This is a genomic window from Bradyrhizobium sp. USDA 4502 (assembly GCF_054063355.1).
The window spans coordinates 6,583,778-6,598,952 of the sequence record NZ_JBSSGF010000001.1 but is presented as its reverse complement, the minus strand read 5'-3'; the positions used below and the strand labels follow the sequence as shown (position 1 = coordinate 6,598,952).

Here is a 15,175-nt window from a genome sequence, read left to right as displayed (position 1 = left end):
GCGCCCAAGGGATCGCTAGACGAAGGGATCGCTACAAGAAGCGATCGCTACATGATCAGATCGTGTAGCGGATGGGTCACGACGGCGTCCGGCGTATGGTCCGGGAAGAAATCTGTTTGGTGCTCCGGGACAGCCGGCCCCATTGCCGGCGTTCCACCAGTTGCAACTCCTTGCGCCAGCTGAAATCCGGCGGAATCGTCGTGGCGGCTGAACCACGCGAGGCTTTGATCAAACTGTGGAGGGGACGAAGCTCCCTGCTGTTCAAGGCTCGAAGGCTCCGCGAAATGAAAGGACTGCTCGGTCGTTCCCGACGTTCCGCCGTCTACAAAGGGCAAGATTGCCTGAGACAACGCCGCGTCCTCGTGGCTACTCGTTGACATCGGACTAACATCGGGTGCGGGAGCGCTGGCGCCGACCGGCGGCGCGGGGCTGTCCTGGCTGGCGGCGAATATGAAGGTGTCCATCCCCGCCGTGTGGCACTGAATATCGACCTGAAGGCTGCTCGTGGCCGAATCGCCGTCCGCATCGACCGCCGTCACATCGAACAGCAGATCCGCATTGATGCTCGTCTTTTCGGTATAGCTGATGTTGTTGATCGCGAAGGTGGGACACCCGGCTTCCACCCGATCGTAGTCGACCTGGACTTGATCGAACGACCTGTCAACGTAAAGCGTATACGTCGTCGTCGTGGCATCAAAGGTGTAGGTGTCGATCAGCGAAGCATCCGATGTCTCCTGCACCACGAAGCCGGCACTGCCGCAGAGCGGCCTGGGAACATCGATGCAGAAGTCGTGAACGTCGGCGCTGCCATCAAGAACCTTGAGGATCACACCGGCGGTGCCGTAGCCCTGCCATTCCGTGAGATTGAAGCCGACCTGCGACTGCTTCTCGGTGAACGCGAGATTCAACTGCTCGGCCGGGTCCATCTGCAGTCCACTGTCGCCGACCGCAATACCGCAGTCCGATGCCTTGACATCGAGCGGCTGGCCGGCGCAGTCCGACCCGGTAATAACCAGTTGTCCGTCCGGAGCCGTCAATGACGGCGTGCCGCAGATCGGGGCATCAAAATCGGAGCCATGGACGGTGACGTCCTTCGACGGCCCGGCGTGCTCGAGATCAAAGCAGAATGTTCCATCCGGATTGATCAGCAACTTGAAATAAGGATCGTCCAACCTACCGCCGCAATCGGTAAGATACGCGTCGAGCTCGACGCCGCCGCCCACCTCATGGGTCGTATAGTAGAAGTTGTAATCATCGCCATGTCCGGTGACGTGCACCGCGGTGATGCCGTTGCCCAGGCATGATGTGGCCAGATCATATCCCGTGCAGCCGACCGGACCGTTGTGGACGGCAACGAACATCGCGGCATCGCCATCCGCGCCGAAATTGATATCGTAGGTACCTGTCGCAGTCTGATGATCCTGAGCGGCGACGAAGGTCTCCGGGAAGCCGCAAATGGTCGGGTGATCGTCCGTGATCGTCAGTTGCTTGCCGAGGTCGATGCACGCGCTCTGGAAGTCGCCGTCCTTGTCCGTGATGGTGGCAACCAGGCTTACGACGCCGGCGGTCAGCGACACGGCTTCGCCGCTGTCAGGGCCGGCGCAGGCCGGATGCGTCACCGCGCGATATTCGGTGAAGGTGACGCATCCCGTGGCCGGATCAACCGCGATGGTGAATGCCAGCGCGCCACTTGCTGTGCCAACATGGCCTTCGATGGTGTTGCCGTTCAGAACCAGCACGTCGGAGCAGCCGGTATGCGAATCGATCAGACCGGATGGGGTGCAGTCACCTCCGTTGATCGACAGTGCATAGTGAGTCGTCGCGCCGTCGGCGCCCTGGAGCGAGGTGAACGCCGTCGAGAAATCGGCAGAAATTTTCGTCAGCGCGGCGTCCGGTGCCGAGCCCGCGACATGGTCGTCCAGTGCCGTTGCCGTCAGGTGCGTCTCGCTCAGCGTCAGCGACGGAGCGGTGCAATTGGCCCGGATGCAGGGGCCATCGTCGCTGATGGTCAGCCTGCTGCCGAGGTCGAGGCCGGCGCTCTGGAAGTCGCCGTCCCTGTCCGTGATCGTGGCGTTCAGGCTCACGATGCCCGCGGCCAGCGATACGGCTTCGCCGCTGTCCGGGCTGGTGCCGAGCGGTTGCTCCACCGGCCGGTAGTCGGTGAAGGTCACGCGTCCCGTGGCCGGATCGAGCGTGATGGTGAATGCCAGCGTGCCGTTGGTCGCGCCGACGCGGCCTTCGATCGTGTTGCCGTTCAGAACCAGCAGGTCAGCGAGGCCGGTATGCGAGTCGATCAGCCCCGATGCCGTGCCGTTGCCGCCGGTGATGGTCAGCGCGTAGCGGATGGTCGCGCCATCGGCCCCTTGCACCGAAGTGAACGCCGTCGAGAAATCGGCGGAAGTCGTCGTCAGCGCCGCGTCCGGCGCCGAGCCGGCGATGTGGTCGTCCAGCGCCGTTGCCGTCAGATGCGTCTCGCTCAGCGTCAGCGATGGGGCTGTGCCCGCCGCCTCGATGCGCGGGCCGTCGTCCGTGATTGTCAGCTGCTTGCCGAGATCGATGCTTAGATCCTGGTACTGGCCGTCGCTCTCCGTGACCGTCGCGATCAGGTTGACGAGGCCGGTCCCCAGCGCGATCCCTTCGCCGCTGTCAGGGCTGGTGCCCGACGATTGTTCGACCGCGCGGTGCTCGACGAAGGTCACGCGGCCCGTCGCCGGGTCAACCGTGATGGTAAACGCGAGCGCCCCGCTTGCCGTGCCGACATGGCCTTCGATGGTGTTGCCGTTCAGAACCAGCAGGTCAGCGAGGCCGGTATGCGAATCGATCAATCCTGACGCCGTACCGTTGCCGTCGGTGATCGACAGTGCGTAGCTGACCGTCAGACCCGGTTCGGTGACGAATGCCGCCGAGAACTCGCCTGATGTCGTCGTCAGCGCGGCGTCCGGTGCCGAGCCGGCGATGTTGTCGTCCAGCGTCGTCGCTGTCAGATGGGTCTCGCTCAACGTCAGCGATGGCGCGGTCCCAACCTCGATCAGCGGGCCGTGGATGGTGAGTGTCACCGTCTGCGGGGTTCCGCCGATCGTGGTCACCGTGAAGCTGTCGGTCAGCGTGTTGCCGACATGGAGGGCTTGCACGGAGCTGTTGGCGTTGTCGAGCGTATAGGTCCACACGCCGGCCGTTGTGAGCGTGAATGAGCCGTAGCCACCTGCGCTTGTCGTCGGCGCGTTCACGGCGGTGAAGGTATTGGCGGGATCGTCGACATCGGTGTCGGTGAGCGTGCCCTTTGCGATGAGCAGGCCGGGCGAGGCATGACTGACGCCGACCGCACCCACCACCGAGCCGGCCATGGTGCCGGAGATGATGGAGGCGTCGTCGGCGCCCAGGATGCTGATGTCGAAGCTCTCGCTGGCCGAAAGCGCGCCGTCCGAGACCGTGATCACGAAGCTCTGGGTCGTGTTGGCCTTCAGCGCGTTGATTGCGGTATTGTTCGGAACGAAGGTGTAGCTTCCGGTCGCGCTGTTGAGATAGAGCGTGCCAAAAGTACCGACGCTCGACACGTCGTATGTCGCCTGTCCCAGCACCGTATCGCCTGTGGCGCCTCCGCTGATGCCGAATTTCAGTGCGCCGCCCTTGATGCTGCTCGCGGAAAAGGTCCCGCTCGCCGCATTGAAGTCGTCAAATATCACCGTATCGATTTCAGTCGGCCCCGCTCCGAGGTTCAGCTTCGGCGGAACCGGCGGCAGCTTGAAGAGATCATTTTTCGCGAAGGTCGCTACCGGCAGCGGCCCGAGCGTATCTTGCACCGGCGACAGCGGGGACTGCTGAATAAAATTGATCGGCAGCAGCAGTTGTCCGCCTTCGAGAGCAGGCATGCCGGATCCTTTCGATGCCGGTCCTTTCTCGAAATAGGCAAGGGTCTCCTGTTGGGCCTCCCGTAATTCCTCCATGTGCGAAGGGGAATTCGTGGCATGGTTCACGCCGACGGAGGAGCCTCTTCTGCTCAGGATGATCGTCTCTTCGGGATCCTCGACGATGATGTGACGGGGGATCGCCTCCTTGGTGACGAGTTCGAACACGCCGTGGTGGAGGTCCTTGTATTTGATGTTGTCGTCGTCCAGGAGCGTGACGTTCGGCTCCGCGGCTCGGGCGTCCTCCAGCAGCGAGAAGGTCAGGGCGGCCAGCGACAGCATGCCGAGGCCGCTGGCGCGGATGGTGCCAACCGGTGTGTCCGCCGTCAGGACGCCAGACCCTGCGAGCCGGCTGCCGATGAGGCGGAAGAGGCTTCTGGTTTTCGCGAACAGGCCCGGCCGCAAGCCCCCGGTGGGGTCCTGCGCGATGTCCAACTCCAGCCGGGTGCCGGCCGGCAAATTGAGCACCCTGCCATCGACCAGGCGGATTTCGATCCGCCCGCCGGCTCCGACCTCGATGACGTCACCCTGGCGAACGGGATCGCCAGCTACGATTTGAATCGGTATGCCGCGGGCACCCGCGATCGTGCCGCAGCCGATCGCCGTCCGAACAGTGCCAACTAAGCGGGGCGGCTGGCCCAAAACGGCCATGCACGCGTCCCCGAACTCTACGCCGGACGCAACTGACATTGGCTTTTTGCCTGTTAGGCAGTTCGAGCGGAAAGTGGCGCCGCAGTCTTTTTATTTTGGCTTGGTTCGGCCACGCGGCGAAAAACCCCGCGCCGTCAGCCATAGGCTTGTCCGCTGAAACGTCCTGATTGAAACCAAATTCGGCAGTAAAAATGGAATTCCAATACTGCGGGGAAGCCTTACGAAAAGGACAGAACAGCTGTCCTTTATCGCGCGTGCAGCCCCGCAAAATTAATAGTATGATTACCATGCAAATTGTCCACTTATTAATTTTTAGTCGAACTGCGTCAGGCATTTAGGCCTGTCTGCGACAACTCGTTTGGCACTCAAGGTCCTGCGGTCTCGGCCCGGTGGTCCCGGTCACCCATCGAGCCCCGGCACGACAAGACCTTTTCGAGGAGGGGATCGTGCGCATCCATTTGATTGTTCAATTGCTTGCAAGCTTCGTCCTGGCGCTCGCAACGCTCACGTCCGGCCAGGTCCAGGCGCAAACCGAACCGGACAATATCCAATTGAAATTCATCGGAAGGGTCGTAGCCGCCACGGGTTCGGTCACGATCGAGCATCCGAATGCAGTCGTCGTTCAGGCAGGGCTGCCCGGCAAACTGCCTCAGGCGCAGGTCGGCGACCCCGTGTATCTGGGCGACGTGGTGCAAACTGGAGCTGACGGACGCGTCGGGATCAATTTCTCCGACGGCACTTCGTTTAATCTGTCGAGCAACGCCAAGATGGCGATGACCGAGTTCGTGTACGACCCGAACGGCAAGTCGAACTCGACCTTGCTCAAACTGACCAATGGGACGTTCACCTTCGTTGCCGGCAACATTGCGAAGACCGGAGACATGAAGATCGACACCCCTGTCGCAACGATGGGCATTCGAGGCACCACGCCACGCATCGAGATATCGGACGATGGAACGGTGAGGTTCGCCACGCTCGTTGAAGAGGGCAAGAGCAAGGTCAGGAAGGTCGGGACTCGAACGCCGCAGCAACCTGAGCAAAACACCCTTCACAAGTTCAATCCCAACATCTGTCGAGGGTGCTAGGCCAGGCGCAGCCCGTTTCGTGCAAGCAAGGCCCGATATGAAACTTCGTGCAAGCGCCGGCGCAATTGTCAGCCTGATATCGCTCCTCGTTGCGACGCTCCCAGTGTTGCCGGCGGTCGCGCAGAACCCGAAGAAGGATAGCTATCTCCGCACTATCGGATTGTGCAGCGGCCTCGATCGCACACCGGCCGACGCGCGCATTGCTGCCTGCACGGCGCTGATCGATGCGGGGCAGGACATGACCCAGGCTGGCCTCGCGATCGCCTATAACAACCGTGGTAACGCCTACGCCGCCAAGGGAGACTATGACGGCGCCATCCGGGATTTCGATCGATCGATCGAGCTCAATCCGACCTACACCAAGCCGTTCAACAACCGCGGCGTGGCCTATCTCAGGAAGCGCGAATATGATCGCGCGACCGACGCCTTCGATCAGGCGATCAAGCTCAACCCGAACTACGGCGAGGCCTTCGCCAACCGCGCCGGCGCCTATTTGAAGAAGAACGATTATGCACGCGCGGCGCAGGACTACGATGAGGCAATTCGCCTCGAGCCGAAGCTCGATGGGGTGTGGAACGGACGCTGCTGGAGCCGGGCCATCCTCGGCGAATTGCAGGCGGCGCTGGAAGATTGCAACAAGGCCCTTCAATTGGCGTCAACCAACGCCGCGACGTATGACTCGCGTGCCCTTATCTATCTGAAGACCGGCGAGCTGGGCGCGGCGATCGCCGACTACAGCTCCGCACTTCGCATCGATCCCAAACTCGCAAGCGCACTTTATGGCCGCGGCCTGGCGAAGTTGAAGCAGGGTGACAAGGCCGGCGGCAATACCGACATGGCGGCGGCCAAGGCGATCCAGGGCAGCATCGGCGACGATTTCACACGCTACGGCGTGCGATAGGCGAGTGGTCGACGAGCCGCAGTAAGGTGCACCGGCTCGATGCTGTCGCCGCGGATGCGCCCCGGCCAGCCGGCTAGTCCATGATCTCGACCGTCGCCGAACGGCCGGCGACCAGCGCGATGCGATCCGGCAGGTGGTCCAGCGCGATGCGCACGGGGATGCGCTGTGCGAGCCGAACCCAGCTGAAGGTCGGGTTGACATTTGCGAGCAGGCTCGCGCCTGCCGCGCGGTCGCGATCCTCGATGCCGGCCGCAATGCTCTCGACATGTCCGGTGAGCCGCACCGGCTCGCCCATCAGCCGGATCTGCGCCTTGTCGCCGACGCGAATGCGCGCGAGCTTGGTCTCCTCGAAATAGCCTTCCACATGCAGCGTGTCGGTGTCGACCAGCGCCATCACGCCCTTGCCTGCGGTGACGTAGGCGCCCGGCCGCAGGTCCATATTGGTGATGGTGCCGTTCACCGAAGCGTGCACCTCGCTGCGATCCAGATTGAGCTGCGCGACGGCGCGGTCGGCGACCGCCTGGTCATAGGCCGCCTTGGCCTGCAGCTGCGTCGCCAGAACCTGCTCCTGCTTCTGCTGCGACACCGCATCGGTGGTCAGCGAGCTGTAGCGTTTGAGGTCGGCGTCGGCCTGATCCAGCGTCGCGCGATGGCCGGCGACCGCTGCATCGGCCTGCTTCAGTGCCAGGGCAAAGCGTGCGCGATCGATCCGGAACAGGATGTCGCCACGATGCACCGGCTGATTGTCCTTGACCAGCACGTCGGTGACGAAGCCGGAGACGTCGGGAGCCACCTGGATCACGTCGGCGCGGACCCTGCCGTCGCGAGTCCATGGCGATTCCATATAGTAGACCCAGAGCGCGCGAGCGACAGCGAGTGCGGCGACGACGGCGACCGCGGTCAGCGCAACCCGGCCGAGCCAGGCGAAATTCGCTTTCATGGCAGAAACTCCGAAAGATAAACCACGACGCCGAGTAGGCATACGTACAGGGCGAAATTGAACAGCGCGCGATGCCAGACCAACCGGTAGAATCCGAAGCGCTGCATGATCCGGCTCACCACTGCGCTCAGCGCATAGGCGACGATGAGCCACAGCAGCAGCGCCGGAACGAGCACGCCGTAAATGTCGAGCTCATATCTCATGCGGCGAAACTCGCTTCGGGCTGCGATCGATACGCGGGTGCATCCGGAAACAGGCCGCGGCGGATGCCGACGAGGCCGAGCAATGCATCGTCCCGCGCGCGCTCATTGGGGTCCTTGACGACCGCGGTCAGCGCCGTATCGATGCATGACAACAGTTCGGCCGGCATTGCCCGGTCCGCACGGGCGCGAAACGCCGCCGCGAGGTCGTCCAGCATATCGTCGATGGCACGCACGGTCACTGCGGCGAGGCCGTAACGCGCCCGCCTGAGGTCGATGATGTTGAGCCCGATGCGGAGCTGGACCAGGCTGTCGGCATCGCGGCGGTCGCTCTCGGAGATGAAGGCGATGCGCTGGACCAATAGCCCGAGCCGATGCAGCATCAGGCCGGCAAACTGCGCGCGATCGCCGTGGCCGCGCCGTTCGGCCGCGACCGCGAGCGTCTGCCAGCTCGACGTCATCAACCGCTTGGCGATCCATTCGGCGCCGACGCCGCGCGCGATCCGCGTTACGATCTCCGCGATCACAACACCGAGGAAGAAGGCGACCGACGTGTTGGCGAAACTGGCGAAATCCGCGCTGTAGGTCGATTGCAGCGCGAGCAGCGTCGCGGTGTTGGCGGCGAGCGCCATGCCGATCGGCGCGGTCTTGGGTCGTGCGATCAAAAAGCCGTACAGGAGGAAGGTCGGCGCCAGCGCCGCGATCAGGACCTCGACATGGGAGATGCCCGGCACCAGCGCGAACTGATAGATCGCGACGATGACGATCGCGACCAGTGAAAACAGGCCGAAGGCCCGGATGCTGCGCGCCGGCTCGTCCTGCGCGGCGAAGAACGAGCAGGCGACCGCCGCCATCATCGGCGCCGAGGCGCCATCGGCCCAGCCGGTCGCAATCCACAGGCCGCAGCAGATCAGGATGGCGACCGCTGCGCCCGCGGCCGACCACAGCGCCATGCCGTGGTCGCGATGACGGACCGGTGCGGCCCCCGACTCCGGGTGGAACGCCAGCGGGACGCTGGAGATATCCCGGCCCGCGGCGATCGCATCGCCCAGCGCGCGGCAGTCGGCCGAGATATCGACAAGCTCGCGCAGCCGGAGCAGCAGGCTGATCGTGATGATGCGTTCCCGCGGCGCGATGCCGTCGAGCGCAGATTGCCGCTCGGCGATTGCGGTGCGGATCTGCTCGCCGGATTGTCGCTGGCGGTCCTCGTCCACGATCCATGCGGCGAGATCGCCGATCAGGCGTTGCAGCTCCGGTTGCCGTTGCAGCGCCGCTTCGCCAAGTGCGGTAAGCCGGTCTTCGATCGACGTGATGATCGGCAACAGCATCAGCATGCGCAGCCGGACCTCGCCGAGGCCACGCACGGTGCCGGCGTCGGCCAGCCGGTCATAGGCGACATGGGTCGCCAGCGTATCGATCTCGACAATGTCGGTCGCAAGACGGAGGCGTTGGGCCCGGCGCGTCTCGCCGGTCCCGCGGTCAAGCAGCACGTCGCGGGACAGACGGCGCGCATCCGACAGCCAACTCCTGATGCGGCCGCCGACCGCCGGCGCGACGCTGCGGGGAAACACCACCGTCGACACCAGGCTCGCACAGATGATGCCGAGCGAGATCTCCTCGACCCGTGCCAGCGCTACATCGAAGATGCTGCCGGGGTCAGCCACCGACGGAAAGCCGATCAGCGCGACGGTATATCCGCCCAGCATGAAGACATAGCTGCGCGGCGTGCCGTCGAGCAGCGATAAATAGAGACAGAGCCCGACCCAGAGCGCGATCGCGAGGCACAGTAGCTCCGGTGCATTGACCAGGTTCGGCACCAGGGCGACCGTGACGCTCGCGCCGACCAGCGTACCGATCACGCGGAAGAACGCCTTCGAGCTGGTCGCGCCGGCCAGCGGCTGCGAGGTGATGTAGACCGTCGCCATCGCCCAATAGGGACGCGGCAGATCGATCGCCAGGGCGATGACAAGCGCCAGCATCGACGCCGCGAACGTCTTCAACGCGAAGATGAGATCCGCGTGGCGGACCAGGAACGGCTCTTCCGCGCGCATGACTATTTCGCCTCTGGAGCAGTCCTGGCTGGCGCAGTCCTGGCGTCCTGCAGGCGGCTCGCCCGCTGCTCGATGAGCTGCAGCGTCTCGAAGGTTACCGCAAGTTCCGCGCTGCCGATATCCTTCAGCAGGCTGGCCCGTACGCGACGCAGCACCCGATTGATCTCCTCGACCTTGGCTCCGCCGGCCGCGGTGAGATGCAGCGTCTTGGCGCGCCGGTCGGTCGGGTCCTCGCGACGCTCGACGAGGCCTTCAGACTGCAGCAGATCGATCAACCGCACCAGTGAAGGCCCTTCGATCCCCAGTTCATCGGCCAGCACGCCTTGCCGGACGTTCTCTCCCTGGCGTGACAACACCAGCAGCGGAATCGCCGTCGCGTAGGACAGTCCGTGGTCGGACAAGGCCTGATCCGACTCGCGACGCCAGATCCGGGCCAGCCTGGTCACCAGGCGGCCGATCTCGGCGTGGATATGGGGCTGCGAAGGCGGCATGCAAATTAGATAGGATGCGAACTATTAGGATGCAATGATATACTGCGAACATCGCGGACGATCACGCGAATGCGATCCTGCGTGAGGAAGCGTCAATACTGCTGCGGGATCGACCTCGATGCGCTGGTTATGCTCGGTTGCGGGCGGACCTTGAGCGCGGCGGGTTAGGAACACATCGGGATACAGATGCTTCTGTTCTTGAGGAGATTGTGATGAACAGAAAGCCGGTAACGCAGGATTCTGGGCGCTCGAGCGACTGGGGTTCCCACGCGCAAACCGACAAGCCGTGGAAGGGAAACCCGGAGAAGGAGCAGCGCTCTGGGGATGCGAAGCGCTCAGGAGACGAGAAGCCGGACCTGGAAAAGTGGCATGAATCGAACACGCATTGATGCGCGGAGATAGTGAATGTCCGCCTTTCACTTCGCGATCGTGAATGATGAGCGTGTGATCGATGCAACCGGTCAGCCGGTTACCGACCGCGATGAAGCCATTGCCGTCGCCAAGCGGCTCGCCATCGACCTTGCCGAGACGCGACAGGAATATCTGGGACGCGGCTACTTCATCTCGGTGATCGGCAGCGACGCGCGCGAAATTCACCGCGAAAGCATCGACAGCGCCGCGAAGAGCGGATGAACGATGCCGCCCCGGCGGGCGGCAAGAGAGCAAGGCTTTAAGAGCAAGGCTTTGAGAACAAGGCTTGGAGAGACCGAATGGATATGGGCCTTGAAATCATCTACGGCATCGGAGCGCTCGTGCTGCTGACCGCTTTGATCTTCGGCGTGCTTCAACACCATTTTCGCAGCAGGCGCGCGGTGCAGGCCGGCGAGGATGTCGTCCGCGAAAGATACAAGCGGAACGAGACCTGACGCGGCGCCGCCAGCGTAAGGAGGAGACGATGGGATTGGCTCAATATGCGGTGATTGCAGCCGGCAAGGAATGGGGCGTCCTGCACGACGGCAATCTCAACGGCGGATACGCCACCAAGGAGGCTGCATTCGAATCGGCGGCGGCCGCCGCGGCAGTGGCGATCAGGATGGGGCACGAGGTCCACGTCAGCGTTCCCGGACGCGAGGAGGGCGAGGCGGCCCTCACCAAGCGACCCGCCTGATCCAAATCACAGCGGTACGGCTTGCATTCGATGTGACGACGATGCGCGCCAGCGCGCTCTACGGATCGAGCTCAGTATCCCAGTAGAGATAATCGAGCCAGCTCTCGTGCAGATAGTTCGGCGGAAACAGCCGGCCGTTGCGATGCAGCTGATGCACGGTCGGGGCATAGGGCGTCTGCTTCGGAAACATCTTGGCCTGCTGCGGCGTGAGATTGCCCTTGCGCAAATTGCAGGGCGAGCAGGCGGCGACGACGTTCTCCCAGGTGGTCTGGCCACCCTTGCTGCGCGGAATGATGTGATCGAAGGTGAGATCGTCGCCCGACAGGCAATACTGACAGCTGAATCGGTCGCGCAGGAAAACGTTGAACCGGGTGAAGGCGGGGTGGGTGGTCGGCTTGACGAAGGACTTGAGGGATACGACGCTCGGCAGCTGGATTTCGAAGGAAGGACTTCGTACCGCCCGGTCGTAATATTCGACGATGTTGACACGATCGAGGAACACCGCCTTGATCGCGTCCTGCCAGGACCAGAGCGACAGCGGGTAATAACTCAGCGGCCGGAAGTCCGCATTCAAGACCAGCACCGGCCAACCGCCTTGCGAGACATGTGCGTTCAAATAACGCTCCTGACTCCCATTAGCTGCGAAGCAGCATGCACTCACATACTACAGGCAGCGTGACGGGATTGTGAAGAGCAATGAGCGGCTTATCCGCCGCGCCCTGCCATGTTCCTGCCCCGATTGCCTCCCGCCCGCGAGGCCCGTAAAGGGAGCCGCAAGGCCCTGTCGGCCAGTGACGGACCCTGCCGATGACCACGACCTCAAGCTATCTCGAGGCGCCGCGCCGGTTGCGCGCGTTCGTGCGCGCGCACGAGACGAGCCTTGTGGTGCTGGCGGTGCTGATCGGCGCCATCGGCGGCCTCGTGGTGGCGGTCATGAGCGGCCTCGTCACGGTGCTGCATTCGGTGCTGTTCAATCTGCCGCTCGGCGACCGGTTGTCGAGCCAGCCCAGCATCGATCCCGTGCGCGCGCTCGTGGTTCCCACGATCGGCGGCCTGCTGCTGGGATTTGCGTTCCTTCTGTTGCTTCGGGTCCGGCCGGCCCGCGAAATCGACCCGATCGAGGCCAACGCGCTTTATGGCGGGCGGATGTCGTTCCGCGGCAGCGTGATCGTGGCGCTGCAGACGATCTGGTCGAGCGGCGTCGGCGGCTCGGTCGGGCTCGAGGCCGGCTACACCCAGCTCTCCAGCGGCCTCGCCGCCTCGCTCGGGCGCGGCTTTCACCTCCGCCGCAACGACCAGCGAATCATGGTGGGCTGCGGCGCGGCGGCAGCGATCGCCGGCGCCTTCAGCGCGCCGCTTGCGGGCGCGTTCTACGCTTTCGAGCTTGTGATCGGCGGCTATACGCCGGCCAGCCTGACTCCGGTCGGCGTGGCGGCGGTGACCGGCTACTTCGTCGCCCATGCCTTCGAGCCGCTGCCGCTCGGCGTCGGCGTCGGAACCGTCGGCGATGTGCTCGGGCGGGATCTCGCGATCGCGGCGCTGCTCGGTATGGTCGCGGCCCTGACCGGCATTGCGATCATGCGCGGGGTGACGCTGTGCGAGGCGCTGCTGACCAAGAGCCGGCTCTGGCCGCCGCTGCGGCCGGCGCTCGGCGGGCTTGCAGTCGGCGCGATGGCCCTTTTGACGCCGCAGGTGATGTCGTCGGGCCACGGCGCGCTGCGCTTCGCCGGCATCGTAGCGATGCCGCTTGCCTTCATCGCCGGCGTGTTCGCGCTGAAGGCGGTTGCCTCGATCGTTTCGCTCGGCTCCGGCTTCCGCGGCGGATTGTTCTTCGCCACGCTGTTCATGGGCGCGCTCGGCGGCCGGCTGTTCGCCGCCGGCGTCGACATCGTGTGGCCGGGGCTGAACCTCGACCCCAACGCCTATGCGGTGATTGGCATGAGCGCGCTGTCGGCCTCGGTGATCGGCGGTCCGCTCACGATGTCCTTCATCGCGCTGGAATCCACCGGCAACCTCTGGCTCACGACCGCGGTGCTGGTCGCGGTCATTATCTCGACCACGATCACGCGCGAGCTGTTCGGTTATTCGTTCGCGACCTGGCGGCTGCATCTGCGCGGCGAGACCATCCGCAGCGCCGCCGATATCGGCTGGATCCGCGATCTCACGGTCGGCAAGATGATGCGGCAGGACATGACGACGGTGAACGCCGCGATGCCGATCGAGGCGTTCCGCGAGGAATTCCCGCCGGGCTCGAAGACCCAGGTCGTCGCGGTCGACGGCGAGGGGCATTACGCCGGGCTCGCGCTGGTTGCGGAAGCGCACGCGCCGGATCTCGAGGCCGACAAGGGGCTTGCTGCCATCTTGCGCTACGCCGACGTGGTGCTGCATCCCGGCATGAACGTGCAGGAGGCGATCGCGGTGTTCGACGCGGCCGAAGCGGAATCGCTCGCCGTGGTCGAAGGCGACGGCGACCGCCGGCCGATCGGCCTGCTCACCGAAGCGCACGCGATGCGGCGCTACGCGGAAGAATCCGAGCAGCGCCGCCGCGAGGTGATCGGCGAGATTTGATTTCGCGGGCGATAGCCAAGGCGTCGGGCAGCAAACGGGATTGATCTTAGTCGCGGCGCTCGCTGCCTGATCCGTCATCCTGAGGAGCGCGGAACGCGCGTCTCGAAGGATGCACGGCCACCGGCCGGGCCGTCGACCCTTCGAGACGCGCGCGATGCGCGCTCCTCGGGGTGACGGTGATGGAGTGACGGTGGGAGACTGAATCTAAACCTTCTCCAGCTTCTGCAGGCATCGCGTCACGCGCACCGCGGCCGGCATCTCGGTGTCCGGAAAGCTGGTCTTCCAGTCGGTGACGCCGACTTCGCCGACATAGATGTCGCCGCGGGAATCCAGCGCGATGCCGTGCGGCGCCAGGAATTTTCCGGTCTCGACGCCGGGGCCTTGCTCGCCGCCGAGGCGCGCGATGCGCTTTCCGGTGTGATCCACGATCGACAGCCGCGGGCCGAGATTGGGCACCTTGCGATTCACCGCCATGCCAGGGCCGAGCTCGCCGATCACGAAGTTCGGCTGCTTGCCGCCGCCGCAGCAGCAGCAGCACAGCGCGCAGGGCCGGTGCAGGTTGTTCCACTGCGTTTCGTATTTGCCGTTGCCGTCGAACACCTGGACGCGGTGGTTCTCGCGGTCGGCGACATAGACCCAGCCATCGGCGTCGGTCGCGATGTTGTGCACGATGTTGAACTGGCCGGGATCGGTGCCGGGCTCGCCCCAGGTTTTGATCAGCTTGCCATCCGGCGTGTATTTGTGGACGCAGGCATTGCCGTAGCCATCGGAGACATAGATCTCGCCCTTCGGCGACAGCGCGGTATGGGTGCAGCGGTGGAACGGCTCGCCGCTCATGAACGGCGCCGGCTTGTTCGGGATGCCGATCGTCAGCAGCACCTTGCCGTCGGTCGAGCATTTGCGCACGGTGTGGTCGCCGTCATCGGTGCAATAGAGATTGTCGTCGGCGTCGATATGCAGGCCGTGGGCACGCGATAACACGCCTTCGCCCCAGCTCTTGATGAAATTCCCCGCGCGGTCGAGCACCACCATCGGATGGTCGCCGCGGTTGAAAACGTAGACGCGGTCCTTGCTGTCGACCGCGACGGAGGCAACATCGGTCAGGCTCCAGCCGTCGGGGAGTTTTGCGAAATTCTCCACCACGCGATAGCGGTGTTCGCCGGTGCCGAGGGTGGTTGGCATAAGATGTCTCCCCAAGATCGTCATTCCGGGGCGATGCGCAGCATCGAACCCGGAATCTCGAGGTTCCGGGTCTGCGCTTCGCGCATCCCGGAA

General features: G+C 64.1%; 14 protein-coding genes. 7 read left to right on the top strand and 7 right to left on the bottom strand.

All coding sequences use genetic code 11. The features are described 5' to 3' along the window. Window positions 1-47: 47 nt before the first annotated feature. Entirely contained in the window at window positions 48-4,556 is a 4,509-nt protein-coding gene (locus ACVW1B_RS30865) for a DUF5801 repeats-in-toxin domain-containing protein (protein ID WP_253606597.1), read from the bottom strand. A gap of 446 nt (window positions 4,557-5,002) precedes the next feature. Between ACVW1B_RS30865 and ACVW1B_RS30860 the strand changes: the two genes are divergently transcribed. Next, window positions 5,003-5,641 (top strand): FecR family protein, encoded by a 639-nt coding sequence (locus ACVW1B_RS30860; RefSeq protein ID WP_253606599.1) that lies wholly within the window; start codon window positions 5,003-5,005, stop codon window positions 5,639-5,641. 37 nt (window positions 5,642-5,678) lie between these two features. After that, window positions 5,679-6,542, top strand: coding sequence for a tetratricopeptide repeat protein (locus tag ACVW1B_RS30855; RefSeq protein ID WP_082653818.1), 864 nt, complete (start codon window positions 5,679-5,681; stop codon window positions 6,540-6,542). 73 nt (window positions 6,543-6,615) lie between these two features. Here the strand turns inward: ACVW1B_RS30855 and ACVW1B_RS30850 are convergent, their stop codons facing one another. From ACVW1B_RS30850 to ACVW1B_RS30835, 4 genes are read right to left on the bottom strand one after another with little or no spacing between them, the layout of a single operon-like run. Continuing rightward, window positions 6,616-7,482, bottom strand: a complete 867-nt coding sequence (locus ACVW1B_RS30850) for an efflux RND transporter periplasmic adaptor subunit (RefSeq protein WP_253606601.1) — start codon at window positions 7,480-7,482, stop codon at window positions 6,616-6,618. Next, complete coding sequence (locus ACVW1B_RS30845; protein ID WP_028333641.1) at window positions 7,479-7,685, bottom strand: DUF1656 domain-containing protein; 207 nt, start codon at window positions 7,683-7,685, stop codon at window positions 7,479-7,481. The genes ACVW1B_RS30850 and ACVW1B_RS30845 overlap by 4 nt, the downstream gene beginning before the upstream one ends. Beyond that, window positions 7,682-9,733 carry an FUSC family protein gene (locus tag ACVW1B_RS30840; protein ID WP_253606603.1) on the bottom strand — a complete coding sequence of 684 codons (2,052 nt, stop codon included), beginning with the start codon at window positions 9,731-9,733 and terminating at the stop codon, window positions 7,682-7,684. The genes ACVW1B_RS30845 and ACVW1B_RS30840 overlap by 4 nt, the downstream gene beginning before the upstream one ends. A gap of 2 nt (window positions 9,734-9,735) precedes the next feature. Further along, entirely contained in the window at window positions 9,736-10,224 is a 489-nt protein-coding gene (locus ACVW1B_RS30835) for a MarR family winged helix-turn-helix transcriptional regulator (protein ID WP_253606605.1), read from the bottom strand. Between the two features lie 212 nt (window positions 10,225-10,436). Here ACVW1B_RS30835 and ACVW1B_RS30830 point away from each other — a divergent pair, with 212 nt between their 5' ends. The 4 genes from ACVW1B_RS30830 (at window position 10,437) to ACVW1B_RS30815 (ending at window position 11,332) form a co-directional block, all read left to right on the top strand. Further along, a complete protein-coding gene (locus ACVW1B_RS30830; protein ID WP_253606607.1) occupies window positions 10,437-10,613 on the top strand; it encodes a hypothetical protein in 177 nt (58 codons plus the stop codon). 16 nt (window positions 10,614-10,629) lie between these two features. Then, window positions 10,630-10,857 carry a DUF6894 family protein gene (locus ACVW1B_RS30825; RefSeq protein ID WP_092080482.1) on the top strand — a complete coding sequence of 76 codons (228 nt, stop codon included), beginning with the start codon at window positions 10,630-10,632 and terminating at the stop codon, window positions 10,855-10,857. 77 nt (window positions 10,858-10,934) lie between these two features. Beyond that, window positions 10,935-11,090 (top strand): hypothetical protein, encoded by a 156-nt coding sequence (locus ACVW1B_RS30820; protein ID WP_176936779.1) that lies wholly within the window; start codon window positions 10,935-10,937, stop codon window positions 11,088-11,090. A 29-nt stretch (window positions 11,091-11,119) separates the two neighbouring features. Further along, complete coding sequence (locus ACVW1B_RS30815) at window positions 11,120-11,332, top strand: hypothetical protein (RefSeq protein ID WP_253606608.1); 213 nt, start codon at window positions 11,120-11,122, stop codon at window positions 11,330-11,332. Window positions 11,333-11,390: 58 nt separating this feature from the next. Here the strand turns inward: ACVW1B_RS30815 and ACVW1B_RS30810 are convergent, their stop codons facing one another. Next, window positions 11,391-11,948, bottom strand: coding sequence for an HNH endonuclease (locus ACVW1B_RS30810; protein ID WP_016845270.1), 558 nt, complete (start codon window positions 11,946-11,948; stop codon window positions 11,391-11,393). Between the two features lie 191 nt (window positions 11,949-12,139). Between ACVW1B_RS30810 and ACVW1B_RS30805 the strand changes: the two genes are divergently transcribed. Next, window positions 12,140-13,900 (top strand): chloride channel protein, encoded by a 1,761-nt coding sequence (locus ACVW1B_RS30805; RefSeq protein WP_253606614.1) that lies wholly within the window; start codon window positions 12,140-12,142, stop codon window positions 13,898-13,900. A 204-nt stretch (window positions 13,901-14,104) separates the two neighbouring features. Here ACVW1B_RS30805 and ACVW1B_RS30800 read toward each other — a convergent pair whose 3' ends face one another. Beyond that, window positions 14,105-15,082 (bottom strand): peptidyl-alpha-hydroxyglycine alpha-amidating lyase family protein, encoded by a 978-nt coding sequence (locus tag ACVW1B_RS30800; protein ID WP_253606616.1) that lies wholly within the window; start codon window positions 15,080-15,082, stop codon window positions 14,105-14,107. Window positions 15,083-15,175 lie beyond the last annotated feature (93 nt).